23 protein-coding genes and 1 tRNA gene are annotated in these 23,448 nt (G+C 51.6%); 12 read left to right on the top strand and 12 right to left on the bottom strand.

Going from position 1 to position 23,448, the window contains the following annotated elements:
- Positions 1-10 precede the first annotated feature (10 nt).
- Positions 11-316, top strand: a complete 306-nt coding sequence (locus tag IPJ96_06715; protein ID MBK7910040.1) for a DUF3467 domain-containing protein — start codon at positions 11-13, stop codon at positions 314-316.
- A 5-nt stretch (positions 317-321) separates the two neighbouring features.
- Here IPJ96_06715 and IPJ96_06720 read toward each other — a convergent pair whose 3' ends face one another.
- The 6 genes from IPJ96_06720 to IPJ96_06745 all read right to left on the bottom strand — a co-directional run bounded on the left by IPJ96_06720 (position 322) and on the right by IPJ96_06745 (position 7,084).
- Positions 322-681, bottom strand: a complete 360-nt coding sequence (locus tag IPJ96_06720; protein MBK7910041.1) for a hypothetical protein — start codon at positions 679-681, stop codon at positions 322-324.
- Between the two features lie 56 nt (positions 682-737).
- Positions 738-1,256 (bottom strand): glutathione peroxidase, encoded by a 519-nt coding sequence (locus IPJ96_06725; protein ID MBK7910042.1) that lies wholly within the window; start codon positions 1,254-1,256, stop codon positions 738-740.
- Between the two features lie 39 nt (positions 1,257-1,295).
- Positions 1,296-3,575, bottom strand: a complete 2,280-nt coding sequence (locus IPJ96_06730) for a patatin-like phospholipase family protein (GenBank protein ID MBK7910043.1) — start codon at positions 3,573-3,575, stop codon at positions 1,296-1,298.
- Between the two features lie 22 nt (positions 3,576-3,597).
- Positions 3,598-4,401, bottom strand: coding sequence for an ABC transporter substrate-binding protein (locus tag IPJ96_06735; GenBank protein ID MBK7910044.1), 804 nt, complete (start codon positions 4,399-4,401; stop codon positions 3,598-3,600).
- Positions 4,402-4,421: 20 nt separating this feature from the next.
- Positions 4,422-5,807: a pyridoxal-phosphate dependent enzyme gene (locus tag IPJ96_06740; protein ID MBK7910045.1), complete on the bottom strand. Its 1,386-nt coding sequence runs from the start codon at positions 5,805-5,807 to the stop codon at positions 4,422-4,424.
- Between the two features lie 86 nt (positions 5,808-5,893).
- Positions 5,894-7,084, bottom strand: a complete 1,191-nt coding sequence (locus IPJ96_06745) for an ABC transporter permease (GenBank protein ID MBK7910046.1) — start codon at positions 7,082-7,084, stop codon at positions 5,894-5,896.
- An 89-nt stretch (positions 7,085-7,173) separates the two neighbouring features.
- On the opposite strand from IPJ96_06745, the gene IPJ96_06750 reads away from it, so the two are divergent.
- Genes IPJ96_06750 through IPJ96_06760 form a run of 3 tightly spaced genes read left to right on the top strand, consistent with a single transcriptional unit; the run spans position 7,174 to position 10,299 of the window.
- The gene (locus IPJ96_06750) at positions 7,174-8,364 is read left to right on the top strand and encodes a DUF1343 domain-containing protein (protein ID MBK7910047.1); all 1,191 of its coding nucleotides are present in this window, start codon (positions 7,174-7,176) and stop codon (positions 8,362-8,364) included.
- Positions 8,365-8,423: 59 nt separating this feature from the next.
- A complete protein-coding gene (locus IPJ96_06755; GenBank protein ID MBK7910048.1) occupies positions 8,424-8,804 on the top strand; it encodes a hypothetical protein in 381 nt (126 codons plus the stop codon).
- Positions 8,805-8,814: 10 nt separating this feature from the next.
- Positions 8,815-10,299, top strand: a complete 1,485-nt coding sequence (locus tag IPJ96_06760) for a T9SS type A sorting domain-containing protein (GenBank protein MBK7910049.1) — start codon at positions 8,815-8,817, stop codon at positions 10,297-10,299.
- Between the two features lie 52 nt (positions 10,300-10,351).
- Here the strand turns inward: IPJ96_06760 and IPJ96_06765 are convergent, their stop codons facing one another.
- The 4 genes from IPJ96_06765 to IPJ96_06780 are packed head-to-tail and all read right to left on the bottom strand — an operon-like array spanning position 10,352 to position 13,071.
- Positions 10,352-11,578, bottom strand: a complete 1,227-nt coding sequence (locus IPJ96_06765) for a pyridoxal phosphate-dependent aminotransferase (protein MBK7910050.1) — start codon at positions 11,576-11,578, stop codon at positions 10,352-10,354.
- Positions 11,579-11,638: 60 nt separating this feature from the next.
- Positions 11,639-12,082: a DUF1573 domain-containing protein gene (locus IPJ96_06770; protein ID MBK7910051.1), complete on the bottom strand. Its 444-nt coding sequence runs from the start codon at positions 12,080-12,082 to the stop codon at positions 11,639-11,641.
- Positions 12,083-12,117: 35 nt separating this feature from the next.
- Positions 12,118-12,570 carry a DUF1573 domain-containing protein gene (locus IPJ96_06775; protein MBK7910052.1) on the bottom strand — a complete coding sequence of 151 codons (453 nt, stop codon included), beginning with the start codon at positions 12,568-12,570 and terminating at the stop codon, positions 12,118-12,120.
- A 24-nt stretch (positions 12,571-12,594) separates the two neighbouring features.
- Positions 12,595-13,071, bottom strand: a complete 477-nt coding sequence (locus IPJ96_06780) for a DUF1573 domain-containing protein (GenBank protein ID MBK7910053.1) — start codon at positions 13,069-13,071, stop codon at positions 12,595-12,597.
- Positions 13,072-13,202: 131 nt separating this feature from the next.
- On the opposite strand from IPJ96_06780, the gene IPJ96_06785 reads away from it, so the two are divergent.
- Positions 13,203-13,275, top strand: a tRNA-Gly gene (locus IPJ96_06785).
- Positions 13,276-13,352: 77 nt separating this feature from the next.
- On the opposite strand, the gene IPJ96_06790 is transcribed toward IPJ96_06785, so the two are convergent.
- A complete protein-coding gene (locus IPJ96_06790) occupies positions 13,353-14,915 on the bottom strand; it encodes a PglZ domain-containing protein (GenBank protein ID MBK7910054.1) in 1,563 nt (520 codons plus the stop codon).
- Between the two features lie 219 nt (positions 14,916-15,134).
- Here IPJ96_06790 and IPJ96_06795 point away from each other — a divergent pair, with 219 nt between their 5' ends.
- From IPJ96_06795 to IPJ96_06825, 7 genes are all read left to right on the top strand, one after another.
- A complete protein-coding gene (locus IPJ96_06795) occupies positions 15,135-16,355 on the top strand; it encodes an HD domain-containing protein (GenBank protein MBK7910055.1) in 1,221 nt (406 codons plus the stop codon).
- Between the two features lie 143 nt (positions 16,356-16,498).
- The gene (gene lpxD, locus IPJ96_06800; protein MBK7910056.1) at positions 16,499-17,542 is read left to right on the top strand and encodes a UDP-3-O-(3-hydroxymyristoyl)glucosamine N-acyltransferase; all 1,044 of its coding nucleotides are present in this window, start codon (positions 16,499-16,501) and stop codon (positions 17,540-17,542) included.
- 106 nt (positions 17,543-17,648) lie between these two features.
- A complete protein-coding gene (locus IPJ96_06805; GenBank protein MBK7910057.1) occupies positions 17,649-19,115 on the top strand; it encodes a bifunctional UDP-3-O-[3-hydroxymyristoyl] N-acetylglucosamine deacetylase/3-hydroxyacyl-ACP dehydratase in 1,467 nt (488 codons plus the stop codon).
- Positions 19,116-19,156: 41 nt separating this feature from the next.
- Positions 19,157-19,945, top strand: coding sequence for an acyl-ACP--UDP-N-acetylglucosamine O-acyltransferase (gene lpxA, locus IPJ96_06810; GenBank protein ID MBK7910058.1), 789 nt, complete (start codon positions 19,157-19,159; stop codon positions 19,943-19,945).
- On the top strand, positions 19,945-20,589 hold the full coding sequence (locus IPJ96_06815; protein ID MBK7910059.1) for an ABC transporter ATP-binding protein: 645 nt from the start codon (positions 19,945-19,947) through the stop codon (positions 20,587-20,589). The genes lpxA and IPJ96_06815 overlap by 1 nt, the downstream gene beginning before the upstream one ends.
- Before the next feature lie 4 nt (positions 20,590-20,593).
- Positions 20,594-21,010, top strand: a complete 417-nt coding sequence (gene tsaE, locus IPJ96_06820) for a tRNA (adenosine(37)-N6)-threonylcarbamoyltransferase complex ATPase subunit type 1 TsaE (protein MBK7910060.1) — start codon at positions 20,594-20,596, stop codon at positions 21,008-21,010.
- Positions 21,003-22,226, top strand: a complete 1,224-nt coding sequence (locus IPJ96_06825) for an alanine dehydrogenase (GenBank protein ID MBK7910061.1) — start codon at positions 21,003-21,005, stop codon at positions 22,224-22,226. The genes tsaE and IPJ96_06825 overlap by 8 nt, the downstream gene beginning before the upstream one ends.
- An 8-nt stretch (positions 22,227-22,234) precedes the next feature.
- Here IPJ96_06825 and IPJ96_06830 read toward each other — a convergent pair whose 3' ends face one another.
- A complete protein-coding gene (locus tag IPJ96_06830) occupies positions 22,235-23,410 on the bottom strand; it encodes a proline dehydrogenase family protein (GenBank protein ID MBK7910062.1) in 1,176 nt (391 codons plus the stop codon).
- Positions 23,411-23,448 lie beyond the last annotated feature (38 nt).

The following is a 23,448-nucleotide window of genomic DNA, read 5'->3' on the forward strand; positions in this document are numbered from 1 at the left end:
GCGCCATACAATGGAAGACCAGCAAAACCAACTCAACATCGAGTTATCGGAAGAGATCGCAGAAGGCATATATTCCAATCTCGCGATCATTACGCACAGCAATTCAGAATTCGTTCTGGATTTTGTAAAAGTGATGCCGGGCGTTCCTAAGGCAAAGGTGAAATCGCGTATTCTGCTGACTCCGCAGCATGCCAAGCGACTCCTGGCAGCCATGCAGGATAATATCGCCAAGTATGAAGCTGTTCACGGCCCGATCAAACAAACGGAAGGCTTCGGGATGCCGATGAATTTCGGTGGGCCGGCCGCGCAAGCTTAAGTGCTTTACTCTTTCCGGACTTTGCTACGTGAAGTCCCCAGTATCTCGATCAGGTAATAATAGCCCATCGACAGCAATCCGGCGACGAAGAAAATAACCGCCGGATGTCGGGTTGTGTCATCCAGGTAAAACTCGCCATACATCCAGATGGAATTGGCGGATATCCAAAAGCAAACCGCCAGGTTGTGGAATAGCTCCGCTCTTTCCGCGCGATTTTTCCAGGTAATATAGATCGCCAGACTCAGGGTCGGCAGGATCATGAACATGCCCGCAAGTCGGGAAACGGTAACCCAACACAGGTCTTTGATCAGCCAGAGGAAGATGTGGAAATTCTCGTACTTACGAATTTGGGCGTTGGAGTGCATGTCCGAAAGTTAATCGATTGTTCGATTAACTTTCGAGGATGATCGGACTATTCGCTTTATTGTCCTAATGCAGCACGTATTTCATCACCCATCGGGTTGACCTTGCTGCGGTACCGGTGAATCAATTTGCCCTGTTCATCCAAGAGGAACTTTTCGAAATTCCAGTTGATATCACCCGTAAAATCCGGATTTGCCTCTGTGGTAAGCCATTGAAACAAGGGATGAATGGATTCGCCTTTCACCACTACCTTTTCCATCATTTGAAAAGTGACCCCGTAGTTTTTACTGCAGAAATCCCGGATCTCCGTATTGCTGCCGGGCTCCTGAGCGCCGAACTCGTTGGCCGGAAAGCCGATCACGACCAGTTTACCCTTGTTGGCCTTCGCTAATTCTTCCAGTTGAGCATATTGAGGTGTGTAACCGCATTGGGAAGCGGTGTTCACGATCAGTACTTTCTTGCCTTTGAATGCGGAAAAATCGACCGGCTTACCATCGATGCCGTTTGCTGTAAAGTCATAGAGGGAGCCGGGTGCAGACGGTAGCATCATAGTGAGGATAAGGAGGAGTGTTTTCATAGTTGTATATCTGCAGTAACAATGGATTCGGCGAAAGGTTCAGTCAAGGGCGGAAGCATGAAAGAGCAGGAATCCGACATGAAACAAGAGTGACAGATTCTCTTCCCGTTGATCATAGTAATTCACTGCCAGACTGATCGGGCCGATCGGTGAATGTAAAACCAGGCCACCGGATCCCAGGAAATAACGTTTGGCCAGCGGTTCGCCAAAGCGGGTTTTCAGATCGTCCGTGCGGATGAGTTCCTGATAAGGTTGAAATACATAGCCGTCGATGCGCAATTCCAGGTTATTCCGGAGCATAATGACGTTTCGAAGCCCGGCTCCGCCGAAAAATTGAGCACGGTAGGCAGGTAGAAACAAGGTTTGGGTTTCCAGTACCGGCTCAAAGGAAGGCGTGTTCAGGATCGTAGCGGTGTAGTTGTTGAAAAAGGTCTGGTTGGTCGCTGCAACTTCCGAATAGAAGCCCAAACGAAGACGTCCGCGCCGTTTATAGTAATTTTCATAGGTCAGTTTTGCCTGCAGCCATTGGTGATGATCGTGCTCGATCGTTCTCGAAGCGGAAGTGGAACCAGGCTTTGTGTCTTCTTCCAGGTCAACACCGCGAATGCGCAACTGTAAAAATGTGCCCTGGTTGGCAAACTGTTTTCTGTTCAGGGTGCTCCGTTCAAAGGTCAACGCGCCCGTGAAGCCCTTGAGAATGGTCTTGTCAGCCGTGTCCTTCTGGAGGAAATTCTGCGTCTGATAATAATTGTCCGCGATGCGTACATAGCCGGCGCTCGCGACGATTTTACCCTTGTTTCGTGCGGGAATTCCACCGTGCAGGCCGAAAAAGTAATCAGACGCAAGGATATAGGCAGGCTTCTGGTCACTGAAAAATGCGTTGCTGCTCCGGAAGAAATCGTACTGGTTGAGTGTCGCGTCAGCTTCCAGAAAAAACGGCTTCCGGAATGGGGCATCCATCCTGATCCTTGCCTGGCCGGAGGTGTATAGTTTGCCGAAATAAAAGTTGGTGTTGAAACTCCAGGCTCTTCGGCTCCAGATGTTGTAGGTCAATCCCGCGAATACTTCGGAAATCGGTCGCGATGAGAGCAGCCCGCCGAATTGCGTGATCAGATCCCGCTCCTGCTGGATCCTCACATTTAGATCGAACATCCCCGTTGACGGATCGAACATCAGCTTGGGTTGAATAGCACGGATATTCGGGTCCGAGACCAATTGAAAATAGGATGCCTTCAGGCGGGATAATGGAATCGGCTGAGAGCCCGCCTTCAGTATCCTGTGTACGTACTCCGATTGCTTGCTGTTGACGCCATCGATGGAGACATTATTGATGACCACTTCCGGAAACCTGGAACGAAATACTTTACGCTGTCGATTGACCTGGTCCGAATTGATCCTCCGGTGTACGTTGAAACGTATCGTATCGATCTTCTCCATCGTCGCCCGGTAGCCTTCCTGGATGATACTGGGCAGATCCGAAAAATCGAATAGACCGAATTCGTCGGTTTTCGCTTCAACCAGAATGCCGTTTTCGCAGATGACGGAGAATTCTGTCGGCGTCGTCATCATCGCCCTTATCTGGGAAATGATATTCCCTTCCGTGGTAGGCGTGATCTTTCCGGATGCATTCACCCCGATGATGATATCGGGTTGAAAATCCTCCAACATCACATCCGCCGGGAAGTTGTTGTAGAGCCCGCCATCGTACAGGATCTTATTTTGAAAGACCATTGGGCGGAAGTAAAATGGATAGGCGGAAGATGCTCTGACCGCCTGACCGAGGTCACCTTCACGGAAGATGATGGTTTGTTTGTTCTCGATGTCCGCTGCAACACAACGAAAGGGGACGAAGAGCGAATCGAAATCATAGCGGGTAGCCGCTGAGGCCGCCGCTGTTTGTTCCAGCAGTGCGAAATCGTATGGCACTGAACTGACCAGGTTGGTCGGGAGACTTGTTTGAAGCAGTGAGTCCAGCGAAAACTTCAGGTTGACCCAAGAGGCATTCTCCGGATTTTTCCGGTAATAGTAGAAGTAGTTCTCGTCGATGATGCCGTTCGCCCAATTGTAGAAATCATCCGTGCGAACAATGGAATCCATTTCGTGCGGCGAGTAACCGAGCGCATACATGCATCCGACAATGGCGCCTGCCGAAGTCCCCGCGATGTAGTCAATCGGAATTCCCGATTCCTCCAACGCACGAATTGCACCGATGTGTGCCATACCCCGCGCACCGCCGCCACTCAGTACAAGGCCGACTTTTTGCGCATGAAGCGAAACAGTCAAGGCCAGGTAGAAAAGGAGGATCAGCCGGAATTTCATGTGCGGAGCGGGGAAGACAAAATTAATCCATAGCCGCGATGACACGGGTTAATTTTCCAAAATAATCGGGTGCCAGCAGCAGGTTGGAGCCGTACCAGGAGAACATTTCGCCGTCAACCAGCGTAACTTTTGAATCGGGAAAGGCGCTTTGAACAGCGGCCATGTGTTTTTCCGCGAAGGGGTAGGGTTCGCTAGACAGCATGACCACCTCGGGCTGAAGGTCGGACCACGCCGCTAAGGGCAGTTCAGGATATCGCTCCAGATGGCCTGCGACATTGAGAAACCCGGCTTGCCGAAGCATGGAATGGATGAAGGTGTTGTTGCCTGCTGCCATCCAGGGCTCCCGCCAGATGAAATACAGCGCACGAACCGGTGGAATCGCTGATGTTTGATAGGAAAACTGACTGAATTTATCCTGAATCTCTGAAGCCATACTCGTGGCTTCGAGATCCTTTCCGGTCATGTTTCCGACACGCGTGATCATGTCCAGCGCGTCTCCCAAAGTTGAAATATCACTCATCCAGACAGGAAAGGAGTTTTCCAGGGCATGAATCGTATCCGCTGAATTTTCCTCCTTATTTCCCAAGATCAAATCGGGCTTTAGTGCGCGAATCTTGTCGAGGTCTGGTGTCTTGGTTCCGCCGACATTTACTTTTTCACTGCGCCAGGATTCCGGACGTGTGCAAAAACGGGTGATTCCAACAACAGTTTGTTCCAGACCCAGCGCATGAAGCAACTCCGTTTGGGACGGTACCAGGGATACGATTCTACGCGGATAGTCCCGCAATCGGATCGTTCGACCCATTTGGTCTGTGATGACCTGCATGTACCTCCTGTTATCCCTGTTTATCGGGCAAGGGCTTCCGCAATGTCGCTCTTGGTGATGATGTAGTTTCGACCTGCCTTGAAATCCTTAACAAGTACAGCCTCGCGTTCACCGCTAACCATCGTGGAAAGATCATGAACGGTGGTCGTGATGTCCACAAACGGCATTGCTTCTTTCATGATGGATTCTACGGTTGCCGATTTACCCGCCGGATTCTTGAGAATGCTGTTGAAAACGGTGTTCTCGTAAATGGTGCCGACGATCCGGTCTTCCGATGTGACCGGGATCTGTGAATAGTTGTTTTCCGTGATCAACTTCAATGCCGCGCTGATCGGCTGGTGTTTGTCAATGGTCACCACTTCGATGCTCTTACGGGATGCCACCAGATCCTGAGCGGTCATGCCGCTGGTATCGAGGTAGCCCATTTTACGCATCCAGTCGTCGTTGAACATCTTCGCCAGATACCGTGAACCATGGTCGTGGAAAATGACTACCACGACATCGGTGGGTTTCAATTGGTCTTTCAGTTGAAGCAATCCGGCTATGGCTGAACCGGCGGAGTTGCCGACCCAGATGCCTTCCTGACGGCAAAGTTCACGTGTCATGAGGGCAGCATCCTTATCCGTGACTTTTTCGAAGTGATCGATGATCTTGAAATCGTAGTTGAGCGGAATGAAATCCTCGCCAATACCTTCTGTTACATAAGGGTAGATCTCGTTTTTATCGAGTACTCCGGTTTCATGGTATTTCTTCAACGCGGAGCCATACGTGTCGATTCCCCAGATCTTGACATTCGGATTTTTCTCTTTCAAATACCGTCCCGTACCAGTGATTGTTCCGCCGGTACCGGCGCCTACCAGTAAATGTGTGATTTTACCTTCGGTCTGTTCCCAGATTTCCGGGCCGGTTTGCTCGTAATGGGCCTGTGAATTGGAAAGGTTGTCGTATTGATTCGGATAAAAGGAATTCGGGATCTCCTTGTTAAGTCGTTTGGCAACTGAATAGTAGGAGCGAGGGTCTTCCGGCTCTACATTCGTCGGACACACGATCACATCGGCCCCGTAAGCCTTAAGGGCGTCGACTTTTTCCTTTGACTGCTTGTCGGTTGTGGTGAATATGCACTTATAGCCTTTTACAATAGCCGCGATGGCAAGTCCCATCCCGGTATTTCCGGATGTGCCCTCGATGATCGTTCCGCCTGGCTTCAGGATGCCCGCCTTTTCGGCATCCTCTACCATCTTGAGGGCCATGCGGTCCTTGATGGAATTACCGGGGTTGAAAGTCTCGACTTTAGCATAGACTGTTGCCGGAACGCCTTTGGTAACGCTGTTGAGCCGTACAAGCGGCGTGTGTCCGATCGCTTCGAGGATATTGTTGCAAACTCGCTTAGAGGGATTGCTGGCCATAATAAGTGGTTTTTACGAAAAAGGCCATTTTTGGCACATTTTCGAGGGCTAAAGGTAGTAAAATTGGAGCGAAAGGAACTCTTTCATCATCGAAACCGGAGGGCGCGAACGGGCCGGATACGGGTCACCAAAAGGGTCGGGACCAGCATCATCATGGTGCAAACCAGCAGGGTGCCAAGGTTCATCCAAAGCAGGTCAAGAGGAAGCAGCCGGATCGGAACATAGGCAATGTAATAGGAGTCCTGATCCAGTCGAATCCAGTGGAAATAGTGTTGAAGTAAACATATTCCGATGCCGACTACGTTACCCCAGAACAAACCGCGACTGATGAGTAGGGCGGCGATTCTTAGAAAGATGTTGCGCACAGAAGCATCGCTTGCGCCAATCGCTTTCAGTGTTCCGATCGTTCCCACCCGTTCCAGTATCAATACCAGGAGCGCAGCGATCATGTTAATGCCCGCTACAATGATCATCAGGATGATGATCACCACCGCATTGATGTCTTGCAGTCCCAGCCAGTCAAATATCTGCGGATACATTTCCCGGATCGTTCGTACATCCAGATCAGAGCCGGTTGTCGCGTAAATGCGCGGAGCCGCTTCATCCAATGCATCGAAATCCGAGAGTTGTACCTCCAAGCCTCCGATGGTAGAATCGTTCCAATCGTTCAGTTTTCGAATTTGTGCCAGGTCGCAGAAGACGAACTTTTCATCGAATTCCTCCAAGCCGGTTTCGTAGATGCCGACGATCTTGAATTTGCGTGCCCGGGGCGGTTGCTGAACGAAGTAGGTGACCAGGCTGTCGCTGACGTTCAGGTTTAATTTTCTTGCAAGAACAGTCGAAATAAGAATGTCGGAGCTTCTGGAGGAATTTGCATACACTGGAATTGCTCCTGCGCGCAAGGATTTCCTGAAAAATGACCAGTCATACCCGGAATCTACGCCCTTGGCTATAACGCCTTCTATCTCGGAGCCTTTCCGTACGATTCCGGCTTTCGTCGCAAAGGCTTGCACGTGTCGCACACCTTCCAGTTTCGCGATTGACGATAAATTCGCTGTGTTGAATTCAATCGGACTTGATTCAAAGGATTGATTGGCATCGAACTTGCTAATCTGCACATGAGCACTGAATCCAATGACCTTTTCCCGGATCTCTTGCTTGAATCCTTTCACGATCGCGACCGAAATAATCATCGCGGAAAATCCAAGCGCGATACCGGAAATGGCCAATCGCACCACCGGTCTGGATACACGCAGGGTGTCCATTCCCGATCGCATGAGGCGCCGTGCAATCCATTGTTCGTAACCCACAGAACTGAAATCCTTTGGAAAGAGAAATCGTTCGAAAGATACCTACTTTTAGGCGTATGCTTTTCCGTTGCTTATGGTTATTTATTCTGCTGACGCAGGTCGATGCCACAGCTGGCAGTCCCGGACGGATAGTAACCGATCAGGATGTCACTGTCGGAGCCGCGCGCTTTGACCAGTACCTGGACCTGTTAAAAAGAAAGAAGATCGCCATAGTGGCGAACCCGACTTCGCGTGTCGGAAACGTTCACCTGGTTGACACGTTTCTTTCATTGGGTGTTCACATCGGTTGCATATTCGCACCCGAACATGGTTACCGGGGCGAGGCGGCCGCTGGAGAACATGTCAAAGGAGGGAAAGATCGTGCTTCCGGCATTCCCGTCATTTCCCTCTACGGGAAGCACAATAAACCAAAGCAGGATGATCTGAAGGGGATCGACCTTGTGGTATTCGATATCCAGGATGTCGGGGCCAGATTCTATACGTACAGCTCCACACTTCAGAATGTGATGGAAGCCTGCGCGGATTTCAATAAGCCGCTTCTCGTGCTGGACCGACCGAATCCGAACGGGCACTATGTCGACGGGCCGGTGTTGGATACTTCGTTCAAATCATTCGTCGGGCAAGTTCCGATTCCGGTCGTGCACGGCGTTACGATGGGGGAGTACGCCCGTATGTTGCAAGGTGAACATTGGCTCAGGACGAAGCGGACGTTGAAGTTGACGATCATTCCGGTGGCGAATTATCGTCATTCCGATCTGTACCAATTGCCCGTAGCCCCCTCACCGAATCTTCCGAATATGACGGCGGTGTATCTGTATCCTTCGCTTTGTTTCTTTGAAGGCACTCCCGTAAGTGTCGGCAGGGGTACGGATGCGCCGTTTCAGGTATACGGTTATCCCGGATTTCCGGAATCGGATTTTACATTCAAGCCAATATCCATACCCGGAAAAGCGACACGGCCTCCCTTCGAAGATACGCTTTGCTCCGGGAGGGATCTTCGACGATCGTTCAGGTTGCCGGAGAGTGTGCCGACCCGCTTGGAATTAAATTATTTGATCCAGTGTTTCGCTTCCTGGAAGTATCGACGTCCCTTTTTTACTCCATTCTTTGACAAACTGGCGGGTAATGAGAGCCTACGTCAGTTGATCTTCAGCGGCTGGAATGAAGCTGACATTCGGAAAACCTGGGAGGCGGACTTGCAGCAGTACAAATCCATCCGGAGTAAATACCTGCTATACCCTGATTGAGGTATTTTTTTGGAGATGGCTTCCGACTTGGTTAAATTCGACCTACCTATACCTACACCATGAAAACACTAACCTGTTTGCTTCTTTTATCCGCATGCAGCAGCCTGGCATTAGCCCAGCGGAATTGCGGTACTATGCAACATCTGGATCATCTCCGTCAGCAAGACCCGACGCTGGATGCCCGGCATGCTGACTACGAACGTCAACTGGATGCCTGGATCCAGGAACACCCGCAATCCGCTCGGCCGAACTTTCCATTGATCCCCGGATTCGTACCTACCGGAGATGCCGATCAGGATCGCGTGGCATATGCCAAAGCCAAGGCTGTCTTGGTTGCGGATCCTGCTACATCCCGCGAATGGCTGCAACCTGCCGCTCCGGCAAAGCGAGATGAAAAGAACGCCCGCCCGGCTCAATTCAAAGTAATCACCCACAACTGAGGAACGAGCCATGAAGAAAAATCTACTGTTCAGCGCACTATTGCTTTTATCAGGCAAGGCGCTACTTGGTCAGTGCCCTAACGACAACACCGCTTACCTGAGTGGCGCTGCGCCCACGGTTGTGGGAAACTCGGTAGTTGCCCAGCAGACCTGGGCGGGTGAGTTCAACCGGGTCACCGGCATGGTAGCCGGGAACACCTACCGAATTTCCACCTGCAGCACCGCTACCTTCGATTCGGAGATCACTATTTACCCTGCCAATGGCGGGTCTCCGGTCGGCTACGACGACGACGGTTGTGGTGTTGCCGGCGGACCATCTTCCATCGATTTTGTGCCTGCGGTGACCGGTGACTATGACATCCTCCTCGATCAGTTTCAATGTCAGAATAATCAGATCGATATGGATGTGACGATCACGCTGATCGCTACCGGTGGTGGTAGTTCCAATCCTCCCGATTTGACCATTCCGGTTGTTGTCCATGTGGTTTACAACACCGCCGGTCAGAACATCAGCGATGCGCAGATCGCCTCTCAGTTAGAAGCCCTGAATGCCGATTACCGAAAGATCAATTCCGATCTCTCGTTGGTTCCTTCTGTGTACCGAAGCCTGGCAGCCGACTATAAGATCGAGTTCTGCCTCGCCGATCGTGATCCATCCGGCGCTGTTACAAACGGCATAACACGGACCCAGACGTCCATCACCGAGTTCGGGCCCGATAACCTGATGAAGTCCGCAGCATCGGGTGGCCATGACCCTTGGAATCCTCAGAAGTATCTGAATCTATGGGTTTGCAATCTCGGAGGTGGATTGTTGGGTTACGCCCAGTTCCCTGCCGATCTTGCTACCTCACCTCAGACCGATGGCGTGGTGATCGGGTACACCTATTTTGGAACGATCGGTACGGCAACTGCTCCATTCAATAAAGGACGTACCGCGACGCACGAAGTCGGCCATTGGCTGAATCTCCGGCATATCTGGGGTGATGATGTTTGTGGTGATGATTTTGTCGGCGATACGCCGACTCAGGAGGCTTCGAATGCGCAATGTCCTTCCTTCCCGCACGTGACGTGTTCAAATGGTCCCAATGGCGACATGTTCATGAATTTCATGGACTATGTGGACGACGCCTGTATGCAGCTATTTACCGAAGGGCAAAAAACCAGGTCCTGGGCCAGTATCAACCTGACCCGTTCCCAGTTGGCCACCTCTCAGGGGTGCAGTACCGTGGGCATAGACGAACAGGTGCTTACTCCCGTGCGGATCTTTCCGAACCCAACGGCTGGAGTTATTCGCATAGATGCATCCGCATTGCCGGGGCGTCGCATCCTGATCGATCTGCTGGACGTTACTGGTCGGCAATTGCTGCCGCAAGTCGAAGTGGATGGAATTGAACAATCGCTGGACCTCAGCTCCTTTTCGAATGGACTCTATCTGCTCCGTCTTTCCGGAGGGGATGGAAGTACGTTGGTGCATCGAATAGCACTGGAGCGATAAACAAAAAGAGCGGAGAACTTTCTCCGCTCTTTTTGTTTTCTCCGGGCTCTGATCAGGCCAGGTTGCCCGCTGCCATCTTCTTTTCTACGCGGCCGGGGTAAACACGTAATGCTTCTTCGAGGCATTTCATGGCATTCTTCAGTGAGTCCAGATTGAGTACGTAAGCGATACGAACTTCGTCTGTACCCAAATCGGGACGAGAGTAGAAGCCGGTGGCAGGCGCCAGCATAACGGTCTGATTCTGCCAGGAAAATGATTCCAGTAACCATTGACAAAACTTGTCTGCGTTGTCGATAGGAAGACGTGCGATGCAGTAAAATGCTCCACTCGGTTTGGGGCAGTATACGCCGTCCATCTGGTTGAGCGCGCTGACTACAAAATCCCGTCGGGCAACGTATTCCTTTTTGACTTTGGTAAAATATTCGTCCGGTGTGTCAATTGCCGCCTCGGCAGCCACTTGTCCAAATGTAGGAGGACTGAGACGTGCCTGGGCGAACCGAAGGGCGGTAGCCTGAAGGTCCTTGTTGCGGGTGATCAGGGCTCCGATTCTGGCACCACAGGCGCTGTAGCGTTTCGAAATGGAATCAAGCATGACCACGTTCTGCTCGATGCCTTTCAGGTGCATGACGGATGTGTATTGTTTGCCGTCGTAACAGAATTCACGGTAGACCTCATCGGAGAACAGCCAGAGGTCGTGCTTTTGCACGATGTCCCGTAGCGATTCGAGTTCTTCCTTCGAGTAGAGGTACCCGGTCGGATTGTTCGGATTGCAGATCATGATTGCCCGTGTTTTCGGGCTGATCAGTTTCTCGAACTCGGCAACTGGAGGAAGGGCGAAGCCGCTTTCGATGGTTGAACGGATGGGTACTACCTTGACATGTGCCTGGGTGGAAAATCCGTTGTAGTTGGCATAGAAGGGTTCCGGAATGATGATCTCATCGCCTTCGTCGAGACAGCTCATCATGGCGATCTCGATGGCCTCCGAACCTCCGGTGGTGATCAGGATGTCGGTGTAGTCGAGTTCAATCTGGTACCGCTTGTAGTAGGTAGTGAGTTTCTTCCGGTAGGACTCAATGCCGGCAGAGTGGCTGTATTCGACGACTTTCGGCGCGAAATGATGAATGGCATCCAACATGGAATCCGGCGTCTCGATGTCCGGTTGACCGATGTTTAGATGATAGACGGTGCGCCCTGCTTTTTTAGCTTGTTCAGCAAAGGGTACCAGTTTCCGGATAGGAGAAGGCGGCATGGATGCGCCTTTCGTTGAGATCTTCGGCATGGAAGCGGGAAATAAAAAAGCCCTCCTTGTGGGAGGGCTTAAAATTAGGAATTTCCCTGATTACTTGGTCTCAGCCGGTTTTTCCGGTGCTTCGACGTTTCCTTTAAGGTGCAACACCTTTTGTCCGCTTTTGGCATTGGAGGTGATGGTAATGGTCTTGTCTTGCATACCCATTTTGCCGGTCGAGTTGAACTCGACATGGATGGTTCCTTTCGCGCTTTTTGCGATCGGCTCTTTCGGATAAGAAGGTACGGTGCAACCACAGGAGCCGTGCGCTTCGGTGATGATCAAAGGATCCTTACCGGTATTGACGAAGTTGAAGTCGTAGGTAACCTTATCTCCTTGCTTGATGGAGCCGAAGTTGTACTCTTCCACGTCGAATTTGAAGTCAGCCGCGTTCTTGTTGTCGACAGCTGCAGCCGAAGATGCCGGAGCTGCCGGAGTTTGTGCTTGAGCAGCCGCCACGAACAGGAACATGCTGACTGCCAGGATCGCTTTTTTCATTGGTTGTTTAATTATGTGGTTGGTTTAGGGTGAACTTATTTCGTTGGTTGTGCGGCCGGTTGTTCTACCGGTTTGTCCACGGTGCCTTTCAAATGCAACACCATCGGATTTTGCTTCGCGTTGGAGGTGATGGTTACCGTGCGATCCTGCACTCCCAACTTACCGGTCGAGTTGAACGTGACCTTGATCGTGCCACTCTGTCCTTTCATGATCGGTTCTTTCGGCCACTGCGGAACCGTACAGCCGCAGGATGCCTGGGCGTTGGTGATGATGAGGGGTTCGTTTCCGGTGTTGGTGAAGGTGAAATCGTAGGAAACGGTTTGGCCCTGCGTGATCGTACCAAAGGCGTATTCGTCCTTCTCAAAGGTGAATTCGGCCTGATTGGATGCGTTACCGATGTTGTCGAGCGTCTTCTTTTCGGTTTGAGCGAAGCTGGAAGTGGTCGACAATGTCAGCAGGAAAGCAAAAATTGCGGTGATCTTTTTCATAGTGGATGAGGAGGGTTGATCGAATTATTTCGAGTTTTCAAGCGGCATACCGCCGGTCTTCTTGAACGGCATTGCCTGATCGGAAGTTTCTTCAGAAGCTTCAACAACTCCTTTTATGGTCAGGACTTTGGTATCCGTTTTTCCGTTCGAGTTGATGGTTACCGTTTTCGTGAAGGCGCCGACGCGTTTGGTGTCGTAATGAACCTTGATCACCCCGGTTTGTCCTTTCATGATCGGCTCTTTCGGGTAGGTAGGTACGGTGCAGCCGCAACTTCCCTTGGCGTTGGAGATGATCAAAGGTTCTTTGCCCGTATTTTTGAACTTGAACTCACAATTGCCGTCCGCTCCCTGTTTGATGGTGCCGTAATCGTGTGTTTCATTTTCAAACGTGATTTCCGGTGCGTTAGGGTTATCGGCTTTGGGGGCTGGAGCTGCATCCTGCGCCTGGCTGGTCAGCGCCAGTAAGAACATGATGCACAGCGAAGTAGTTATTTTTTTCATAGTGATAGCGGGTTTACGCAAAGATACGGATTGAGGCTTTGGCGCGGTCTTATTGCAAATCCTTTGCCAAAAGTAATCAGGCTGCAATGAAGTCAGTATTAACGAGGGAATGGCTAATTTTGTACTGAACAGCGGTGATAGCTCAGTTGGTAGAGCGTCAGCTTCCCAAGCTGAAAGTCGCGGGTTCGAATCCCGTTCGCCGCTCCTACTTCATTTTTCCTCCAAGATCAAAGGCCCGGAAATCGAGGATTTCCGGGCCTTTGCGCAAGTGGAAGCTTGGATCAGGCCTTAGAAGTCAGGACAGCAAATGGGATCACCATTTCCTCCAACGAAATGCCTCCGTGCTGTAAGGTGTTCCGGTAGAAGGAAACGTAGTAATTGTAGTTGTTCGGGTAGGCAAAGAACTGATCACCCCGTGTAAAGACGAATGCCTGGGAGAGGTTAACGCGCGGCAGAAACGCATCGGCCGGGTTTTTTACTTCGAAGACATCTTTCTTATCGTAATTGAGGTTGCGCCCCTGCTTGTAACGGAGGTTTGAATTTACGCTCCGGTCACCTACGATCTTCACCGGTTCCTTCACGCGGATCGTTCCGTGGTCGGTTGTGATGATGAGCCGGACCTTCTTCTCGGCAAGGCGGCGTAAGGCTTCGAGCAGTGGCGAGTGTTCAAACCAGGATTTGGTCAATGACCGGTAGGCTGCTTCGTCGTCTGCAAGCTCACGGATCATCTCCATTTCCGTACGGGCGTGCGAAAGCATATCAACGAAATTGTAGACGATCACATTCAGCTTATTCTGCATTTTATTGGAGAGCGACTCGACCAATTCCTTGCCTTCGTTGTGATTGGTGATCTTGGTATACGAGAACTTGTACTCTTTGCGGAATCTTTTCAGTGTGTCGCCAAGGAAATCCGCTTCGTGCATGTTCTTGCCGCCCTCGTCTTCGTCGTTCTTCCACCATTGTGGGAACCGGGACTCGATTTCTGAAGGCATCAAACCGGCGAAGATGGCGTTTCGGGCATACTGGGTGGCGGTGGGCAGGATACCGCAGTACAATTCGTCGTCCTGAACGCGGTAGAGATCCGCCAGGATCGGTTGTATCGTTTTCCATTGATCGTACCGCAGGTTGTCGATCAGGATCAGGAAGACCGGATCAGCCGAAGCGTCCACCGCAGGGAGGATCCGCTTCTTCATCAATTGGTGCGAAAGCACCGGCGTAGCCTGCTCGTCCGGCGTACGTAACCATTGCAGGTAATTGCGCTCGACGAAGCGGGAGAAAAGGTTGTTGGCTTCATTCTTCTGAGAGGTCAGAATCTCGTACATGCTCTGATCCGAGGATTTTTCCAACTCAAGTTCCCAGAATACGAGTTTCCGGTAGACCTCCTGCCATTCCTGCCAATTCAGTTTATCGCTCAAGGACATACCGATCTGGCGAAAGTCCTGCATGTAGTCGGAGGTGGTCTTTTCGCTGATCAGCCGTTTGTTTTCCAGGTTCTTCTTCAGTGCAAGCAGGATCTGGTTGGGATTGACCGGTTTGATCAGGTAGTCGGCGATCTTGCTGCCGATCGCCTGTTCCATGATGTGCTCTTCTTCGCTTTTCGTGATCATGATTACCGGTACGTCCGCCCGGATGTTCTTGAGTCGGGAAAGGGTTTCGAGGCCTGACAGACCGGGCATGTTCTCATCCAGAAATACGATCGCGAAATCGCTCTTCCTGACCGCCTCCAATGCATCCTCGCCGTTGGTTACTGTGGTAACATCGTAGCCTTTTTCCTGAAGGAAGAGGAGGTGGGGTTTCAGGAGGTCGATTTCATCGTCGGCCCAGAGTATTCGGATCTTGTCCATATTCAGCGGGAGGAAGGGGGCGGTGGTGCCTGCGTCAAAGGTAGCAACTGTGGGTCTCATGAGGGGATTTCAGTATTATCTCGGTTTGGAATCGTCCGGAAAACTTTCCGACTGCTCATCAACGGCAGGTTTCCGCTTTAATTGAATCCGAAGAGAGAAATGAATCCCGTGGAAAGACCGATATTTGCCGCGGTTCACGCAAGAACCATGCAATAGCCTGTGGCCAACCAGTTAAAAATCGTCAATGACCCGATCTATGGATTCATTCGGCTCCCCAGTGAGCGGGTGTTCCTGTTGATCGAGCATCCATATTTCCAGCGGTTGCGCCGGATCCGGCAACTTGGCATGACGCACCTGGTTTATCCTGGCGCATTGCATACACGGTTCCATCATGCGCTGGGCGCCATGCACCTGATGGGAGAGGCTGTCGAGGTACTTCGGTCGAAGGGGCATCTCATTACGCCAGAGGAGGCGGAGGCTGTCACCATCGCGATACTGCTCCACGATATCGGGCACGGTCCGTTTTCACATGCGCTCGAAGACAGCATCGTTCCGGGGATCCGGCATGAGGAATTGTCCTCCTTGTTCATGGATCGCCTGAACCGGGATTTCGACGGATCGCTGCAATTGGCGCTTACCATTTTCAGAGATCAATATCCCAAACGATTTCTGCACCAATTGGTATCCAGTCAACTTGATATGGATCGCCTCGATTACCTGAGCAGGGATAGTTTTTTTACCGGTGTAAGCGAGGGGGTTATCAGCCATGACCGAATCATCAAGATGCTGGAAGTGCAAGACGACCAACTGGCCATTGAAGAGAAGGGCATCTACAGCATCGAAAAGTTCATCGTTGCCCGTCGGCTGATGTACTGGCAGGTTTATCTACACAAGACCGTAGTAGGAGCGGAAAGATTGCTGATCAGTATTCTGAAACGGGCAGGGGAATTGGTGCGCTCCGGGCAGCATTTGTTCGCCACACCCGCCTTGGATCTCTTTCTGCGAAATTCGTTTACGCTGGATGATTTCCGCGAACGTCCCGACTTGCTGGATGCTTTCGCGGAGTTGGATGACAGTGATATCACAACAGCTGTCAAGATCTGGAGCAAAGGCCCGGATTACATTCTGCGTGAATTGTGTTTCCGACTGGTCAACCGGCGACTGTTCAAGATCGTATTGAGAAAGGATCCATTCTCCGAGTCTGAAATCCGGGAAATCAGTGAACGGATCCGGGACCGGTTTTCAGTCGATGAGCGGGATATGCACTATTTTCTGGAGACCGGCAGCATCGTCAATAATGCCTATAATTCCAGCAGCGATAAGATCAATATCATCCTGAAGGACGGTACCGTGAAAGATATTGCGGAAGCGGCGGACACCCTGAATATTAAGGAACTCAGCACAACCGTGGAAAAGCATTACCTCTTGTTCCCGAAGTGATCCGATAGCCTTTCCCGTCGGTTCATCGTCATTTTATTTTTTCACGCCAATATCCCTGTTTTTCGCTCGTTTTTAGGTGGTTAGCTAAACAGCAATTGACTGCTATTGTACTTTAGCCGTACCTTAGAACCTCAATTCGGACCATGGAATTTACCGCAAAACAGATCTGTGAGTTGCTGAACGGGACGCTGGAAGGTGATCCCGGCATCAAGGTAAATCAGCTGAGCAAGATCGAGGAAGGTGTTCCGGGTTCTCTTACTTTTTTAGCTAACCCGAAGTACGAATCCTTCCTCTACACCACGAAGGCTTCACTGGCGATCGTCAATCAGGATTTTCGACCCGTACAACCGGTTATCCCTGCCCTTTTGCGCGTACCGGATGCCTACCAGGCATTTGTCAAATTGCTGGAGATCTACAATCAGCTCCAACGCGATAAGAAAGGCATCGAACAACCTTCGTTCCTTGCACCAACCGCATCGATCGGTGAAGGATGTTATGTCGGTGCATTCGCCTATGTGGGGAACAATGCCCGTATTGGAAAGAACGTCAAGATTTATCCGCAGGTCTACATCGGTGATAATGTGGTAATCGGCGACAATACCACCCTTTTTGCCGGTGCCCGTGTCTATTCCGACTGTGTAATCGGGAAGGATTGTACGTTGCATACAGGAGTGGTCGTAGGAGCCGATGGTTTCGGATTTACACCGAACCGGGAAAACCAATACCAGAAAGTTGCCCAGATCGGCAATGTGATCATCGAAGACCACGTGGAGATCGGGGCTAACAGTACGGTCGATCGTGCGACCCTGGGATCAACGATCATCCGCAAGGGCGCAAAGTTGGATAACCTTATTCAGATCGCCCACAATGTGGAGATAGGAGAGAATACTGTTATTGCTGCACAAACCGGAGTTGCCGGGTCAACCAAGATTGGACGCGATTGTATGATCGGTGGCCAGGTTGGAATCGTTGGACATATCACAATCGCGGATCAGGTCAAGATCGCTGCCCAGTCGGGTATCGGTTCCAGTATCGTAACCCCGGGTGAGATTGTTCAGGGTTCTCCCGCTTTTAACATCGGCGACTACAAGCGAACCTATGTGGTCTTCCGAAAGCTTCCTCAGTTGGAACGCAGGATCCAGGAGTTGGAGCAAATGCTGGTGGATCTAAAACAGCTGATGGGTTAAGCTGTTTTTGGCCCGAATTCGGGCTTTTTACTGTGGATTTATTTTTTAATTTTGGCGACCCCCAACTTTGTCCGCCTACCCGGACATGGGGCCAATCATTTTTCAGATGCCTGAAAATCAGATTATTGCAGAGGCTACGCCGAAGACTGCAGTAGCCAAGCCTGCTGCGGGTGTTCCGGTTTTTCAAACGACGATCAAAGACTCCATTACCATTTCCGGAGTGGGATTGCATACGGGTGCAAGCGTCAACCTGACATTTCGCCCGGCTCCGGAGCATCATGGCTACAAGTTCTGTCGTGTTGATCTTCCCGGGAAACCGGTCATCGATGCGGATGTCGATTTTGTCGGGGATACCGAACGCGGGACCACGCTCGTCAAGGACGGGGCCCGGGTCAGTACGATCGAACACGTGCTTGCAGCGCTGGTGGGAATGGAGATCGATAACGCTCTCATGGAAGTTGACGGGCCGGAGATTCCGATCCTGGACGGAAGTTCGCTCCCGTTCATCGAACTGCTGGAGCGGGTCGGTATTGTGGAGCAGTCGGCCGAACGGAAGTACTTTGTATTGCAGGAGAACCTGACCTACGAAGATCCTTCCCGCAAAACGGAGATGCTGGCTGTTCCGAGTGATGAGTATCGCATCACGGTGATGGTGGATTATAACAGTGATCTCCTCGGCACACAGCATGCTTCGCTTTATAATGTCCGCGAATTCAAGTCAGAGATCGCAGGATGCCGTACGTTTGTTTTTCTCCATGAGTTGGAGATGCTGCTGCAGCACAACCTGATCAAAGGCGGCGACATCAATAACGCGATCGTGGTGGTGGACAAGCCCATCCCGCAGGAGAAGCTTGATTATCTCGCCGGCGTCTTTCACAAGCAAAACGTAAAAGCCGAACGTGGTTTTCTGGATAACGTGAAATTGCGTTATATCAACGAACCGGCACGACATAAACTGTTGGATATTGTTGGTGACCTCGCGCTCGTCGGAGCACCGATCAAGGGACACATCCTGGCTGCACGTCCGGGGCACGTCGCGAACGTCGCCTTTGCCCGACAGATCAAGGAAATCATGAAGCGGGAGCGTTTCAAGGAGCGTCCGCCCAAGTATGACCCGAATGTCCCGCCGATGTTTGACGTGAACGGCATCATGAAATTCCTGCCTCACCGTGCGCCGTTCCTCTTCATCGACAAGATCCTTGAACTTTCCGACCGTCATGTAGTCGGGGTGAAGAGCGTTACGATGAACGAATGGTTCTTTCCCGGACATTTTCCCGGTGCGCCGGTCATGCCGGGCGTGATCCAGATCGAAGCGATGGCCCAGGTGGGAGGCATTTTAGTGCTGAATACGGTCCCGGATCCGGAGAACTACCTCACGTATTTCATCAAGATCGATAACACCAAGTTCCGCGATATGGTGGTGCCGGGTGATACGTTACTTTTTCACCTTGAATTGATCAGCCCGATCCGGCGCGGCATCTGTCATATGCGCGGAAAGGCCTTTGTCGGCGACAAAGTGGTGATGGAGTCTGAGATGATGGCGCAAATCGTGCGCCGAGACAAGAAAAAATGAACCGGCCAACTAACGAAGCCACTGCCATCGAGCCGAAGCCTATGCAAGCACTGAATTGGATCCACCCGGAGGCGAAGATCGGCAAGGATGTTAAGATCGATCCGTTCACCGTCATCCACGAGGATGTCGAGATCGGTGAGGGCACCTGGATCGGAAGCAACGTCACCATTTTCCCTGGTGCACGGATCGGAAAGCATGTTCGAATATTCCCAGGCGCTGTTATTTCCGCGGTCCCGCAGGACCTGAAGTTCGCAGGCGAAAAGACCACTGCTGAGATTGGCGATCATACGACCATCCGGGAGTATGTCACGATCAATCGTGGTACCACCGCGGCGGGAAAAACGGTGGTCGGTGCGCACAATCTGCTGATGGCTTACGTCCACATCGCGCACGACTGCTTTGTCGGCGATCATTGTATCCTGGCCAACGGCGTCACGCTGGCTGGACATATCGAGATTCATGATTATGCCATTATCGGCGGACTGTCGGCGATCCATCAATTCGTACAGATCGGATCGCATGTGATGATTTCCGGTGGATCCCTGGTGCGAAAAGATGTGCCGCCGTTCGTGAAAGCTGCTCACGAACCCCTGGCATATGTCGGGGTGAATGCCTTGGGCCTGCGGCGGCGTGGCTTCTCCAACGATCAGATCGCACAGATACAGGAGATCTACCGCAAGGTGTTCGTCAGCGGATTAAACATTACACACGCCATCGAGGCAGTTGAACAAGACATTCCCGCATCCGCCGAGCGAAAACTGATTCTTGATTTTATCCGTAAGTCCAGCCGTGGTCTGATGAAAGGGTATGCCGCGCAGAGTGATGAGTGATGAGCGCGTACAAGATCAGTTTAGAAAAGGCAGGTAAGCGGTATTTACGTGAATGGATTTTTCGGGGTGTAGAACTCTCGCTAAGTTCAGGAGACCGCATTGCGGTGATGGGACCCAATGGTTCCGGTAAATCCACCCTCTTACAACTGATAGCCGGATATGTTCTCCCGACCGAAGGTGCTGTCCGGCATTTCCAACACGACCAGTTGGTGGATCCTGATTTGGTCTATCCGAGTATCTCCATGGCGGCCCCTTACCTGGAATTGATCGAAGAGTTTACGCTTCGCGAGTCGGTTGCTTTTCATTGTTCCTTTAAACAGCTCCGAAATGGTTTGATGCCGGAAGATGTGATCCGGATCGCGAATTTGTCGGATTCTGCCGATAAGGTGGTGAAGTACTTTTCTTCGGGCATGAAGCAGCGGGTCCGGCTCGCACTGGCGGTATTGAGTGATACGGATGTTTTGCTGCTCGACGAGCCTTGTTCGAATCTTGATCGGGAAGGTATCCGATGGTACCAACAGCTGATCGAGGAGCATGGAGCAGGGCGGATCCTGGTGGTTTGTTCCAATAACATTGCCGAGGAATATTCCTTTTGTGACAGGGTGTTGCAAGTGACGGATTGGAAACGAATCATAAAGGGATAGAAGCATGGTGTTGGAAGGCATAAGCCTGGACCGCCTGGGAGAAGTCGCCGATGCATTGATCCGCTATGCCGGTGATGTTCGGGTGCTTGCTTTTTACGGTGAAATGGGAGCCGGGAAGACGACCTTTATTAAAAGTCTTTGCACGGGTTTGGGAGTTCATGGACCCGTGACCAGTCCGACCTTTTCCATCGTCAACGAGTACCCCGGACCTTCCGGGAATAGGATCTATCATTTCGATTTCTACCGTCTGAAGCAGGAGCGAGAAGCAGTCGAGATCGGTTTGGAGGAATACCTTGATAGTGGCCAATGGTGTCTGCTGGAATGGCCGGAAAAAGTGCTAAATTTATTGCCAAATCCAAGGATCGACGTCCGAATCACGGTTGTCGACGGTTATCGACGATTCGAGTTTTCCCATGTCTGAACATTCACGTTCCGGAATATCGCGTCTTGCAGCCTCCGCGCTGATGCCCCAGGAGGCGATGGTGGAGGTGCACAAGCAGGAGAAGAAACTGCTCATCGGCATTCCAAAAGAAACTTCCTTTCAGGAGAATCGCATTCCGCTGGTGCCCGAAGCCGTTGCTCAGCTAACCGCGAACGGACACGAGATCATCATCGAAGCCGGAGCGGGCGCCGCATCCAATTTCCAGGATTCCGACTTTAGCGAAGCAGGCGCGCGCATTGTTTACTCCGTGGAAGAGGTCTTCCAGTGCGACGTCGTTTTGAAAGTCGCTCCGCCATCTGAAAAGGAATTGGATCTTCTCAAAACGCGTCAGACGCTCGTATCCATTCTTCAGATGAGCATGCAGAACGAACAATATGTTCGCAAGCTTTCTTCGAAAAAGATCACGGCCATCGGTTATGAGTTCATGCACGACGATTCCGGAGTTTACCCGATCATCCAGGCGATGAGCGAAATCGTCGGCAGTGCCTGCATCCTGATCGCAGCCGAATACATGAGCAACGCTTTCAATGGGAAGGGCGAATTGCTGGGTGGCGTGGCCGGTATCCCGCCTACCGAAGTGGTCATCATCGGTGCGGGAACCGTTGGCGAATATGCTGCCAGGGCCGCCTTGGGTCTTGGAGCAACCGTAAAAGTGTTTGACAACAGTGTGCAGCGACTCCGGCGGATCCAGAATCACCTCGGGAATCGCATCTTCACATCGACCATCGTGCCCAGCATCCTGCTCAAAGAGCTGAAGCATGCCGACGTCGCCATTGGCGCATTACGCAGCAGCGAAGGGCGTACTCCCGTGGTAGTGACCGATGAAATGGTCAGCGAAATGCAGGTGGGTTCCGTGATTGTCGACGTGAGCATCGACCAGGGCGGTTGTTTTGAAACTTCCGAAGTGACGAACCATTCGCAGCCTGTTTTCCGGAAATATGGTGTCGTCCACTATTGCGTACCGAACATAGCTTCCCGTGTCAGCAGAACTGCTTCCACCGCATTGTCCAACATTTTCACGCCCATGCTGATCAATGCCGGCGAAGTTGGAGGCCTGGATGAATTACTGTGGAAAGACAAACTCGTTCGACGGGGAGTGTATATGTTCCGCGGATCGATCACCAATCGCTACGTTGCTGATGCGTCCAAGCTGCCGTACAAGGATCTCGACCTGTTACAGGCTGCCCGAATCTGATCGCCGCATCAGGTTCTTCTGCGTTTCCGTTCCTGGATGATGAGTGAAAGTTCCCGGCCTGTTTGTCCGGCAACCGAAGTGTTTTCCTGCGCTCTGCGAATGAGGTAGGGAAGTACAGCGGTCAATGGTCCGTATGGAACGTACTTGCAGACGTTGTAGCCGGCTTTCGCAAGATTAAAGCTGATGTGGTCGCTCATTCCGTAAAGTTGCGAGAACCAGACGTGCGGGTGATCAGTGGCCAGGCCTTTCGACTGCATGAGTTCAGTCAACAACAAGCTGCTGGCTTCATTGTGCGTTCCGGCGCAGATCGCCACATCCTCGATACGTTCCATACACAGGCGAAGCGCGGCATCATAATCACGGTCGGTTGCGGTCTTGTCGGGTTGGATCGGAGAGGGGTACCCCATTTTTTCGGCACGTTCCCGTTCCTTTTCCATATACGCGCCACGTACCAGTTTGAAGCCGGCTTTATATCCATTCACTTTGGCGTGTTCAAGCGATTGACGGAGATAGTCGATCCTGTCGTGCCGGTACATCTGGAGGGTATTGAAGATCATGACACGCTCCTTATTGAAGCGCATCATCATTTCCCGTACCAGTTGGTCCACAACATCCTGGATCCAACTCTCTTCGGCATCAACGAAAATGGGTACACCGTTCGCTGCTCCCAGTTCACAGATCGTTTCCACACGTTTCCGGAAACGCGTGAATTCCAGCTGCTCCGCTTCGGAGAGTGTCTGTCCCGCATTCAACTTTTCAAGTAAGGCGAACCGGGCAAAGCCGCTGGGCTTGAAAACCGAGAAAGGAATATGGGGATCACCTTTCGCGCGACGGATCGTAGCCAGCGTTTGTTCTAGACCGTGGTCGAAATCCACCTCGCTTTCTTTACCTTCCACAGAATAGTCGAGAATGGTGCCGATCCTGAATTGTGCCAGGGAGCGGATGGTACCGTCGCAGGCTTCAATCGTTTCACCACCACAGAAATGGCGGAAGATCGTACTGCGAATGATGCCTTTGACAGGCAAGTGTAAGGCAAGGGCCGCATTCACGAACGGCGGACTGATCCTGACCAACCAGTTGTAGCTGATGAGGCGAAACAGTCCGTAAGCCCGTCGGAGGTCCGCATCCGACTTGGCTGAAAATGCCGTTTGGGTATCGTCGAAAGAAACGATGAAATTCTTCATAAGCGAGTGGCAAACCTACACGATTCCCGCTGATTCTT

This window comes from Bacteroidota bacterium, from assembly GCA_016713765.1.
Classification (GTDB): Bacteria; Bacteroidota; Bacteroidia; order AKYH767-A; family 2013-40CM-41-45; genus Pollutiaquabacter; species Pollutiaquabacter aromativorans.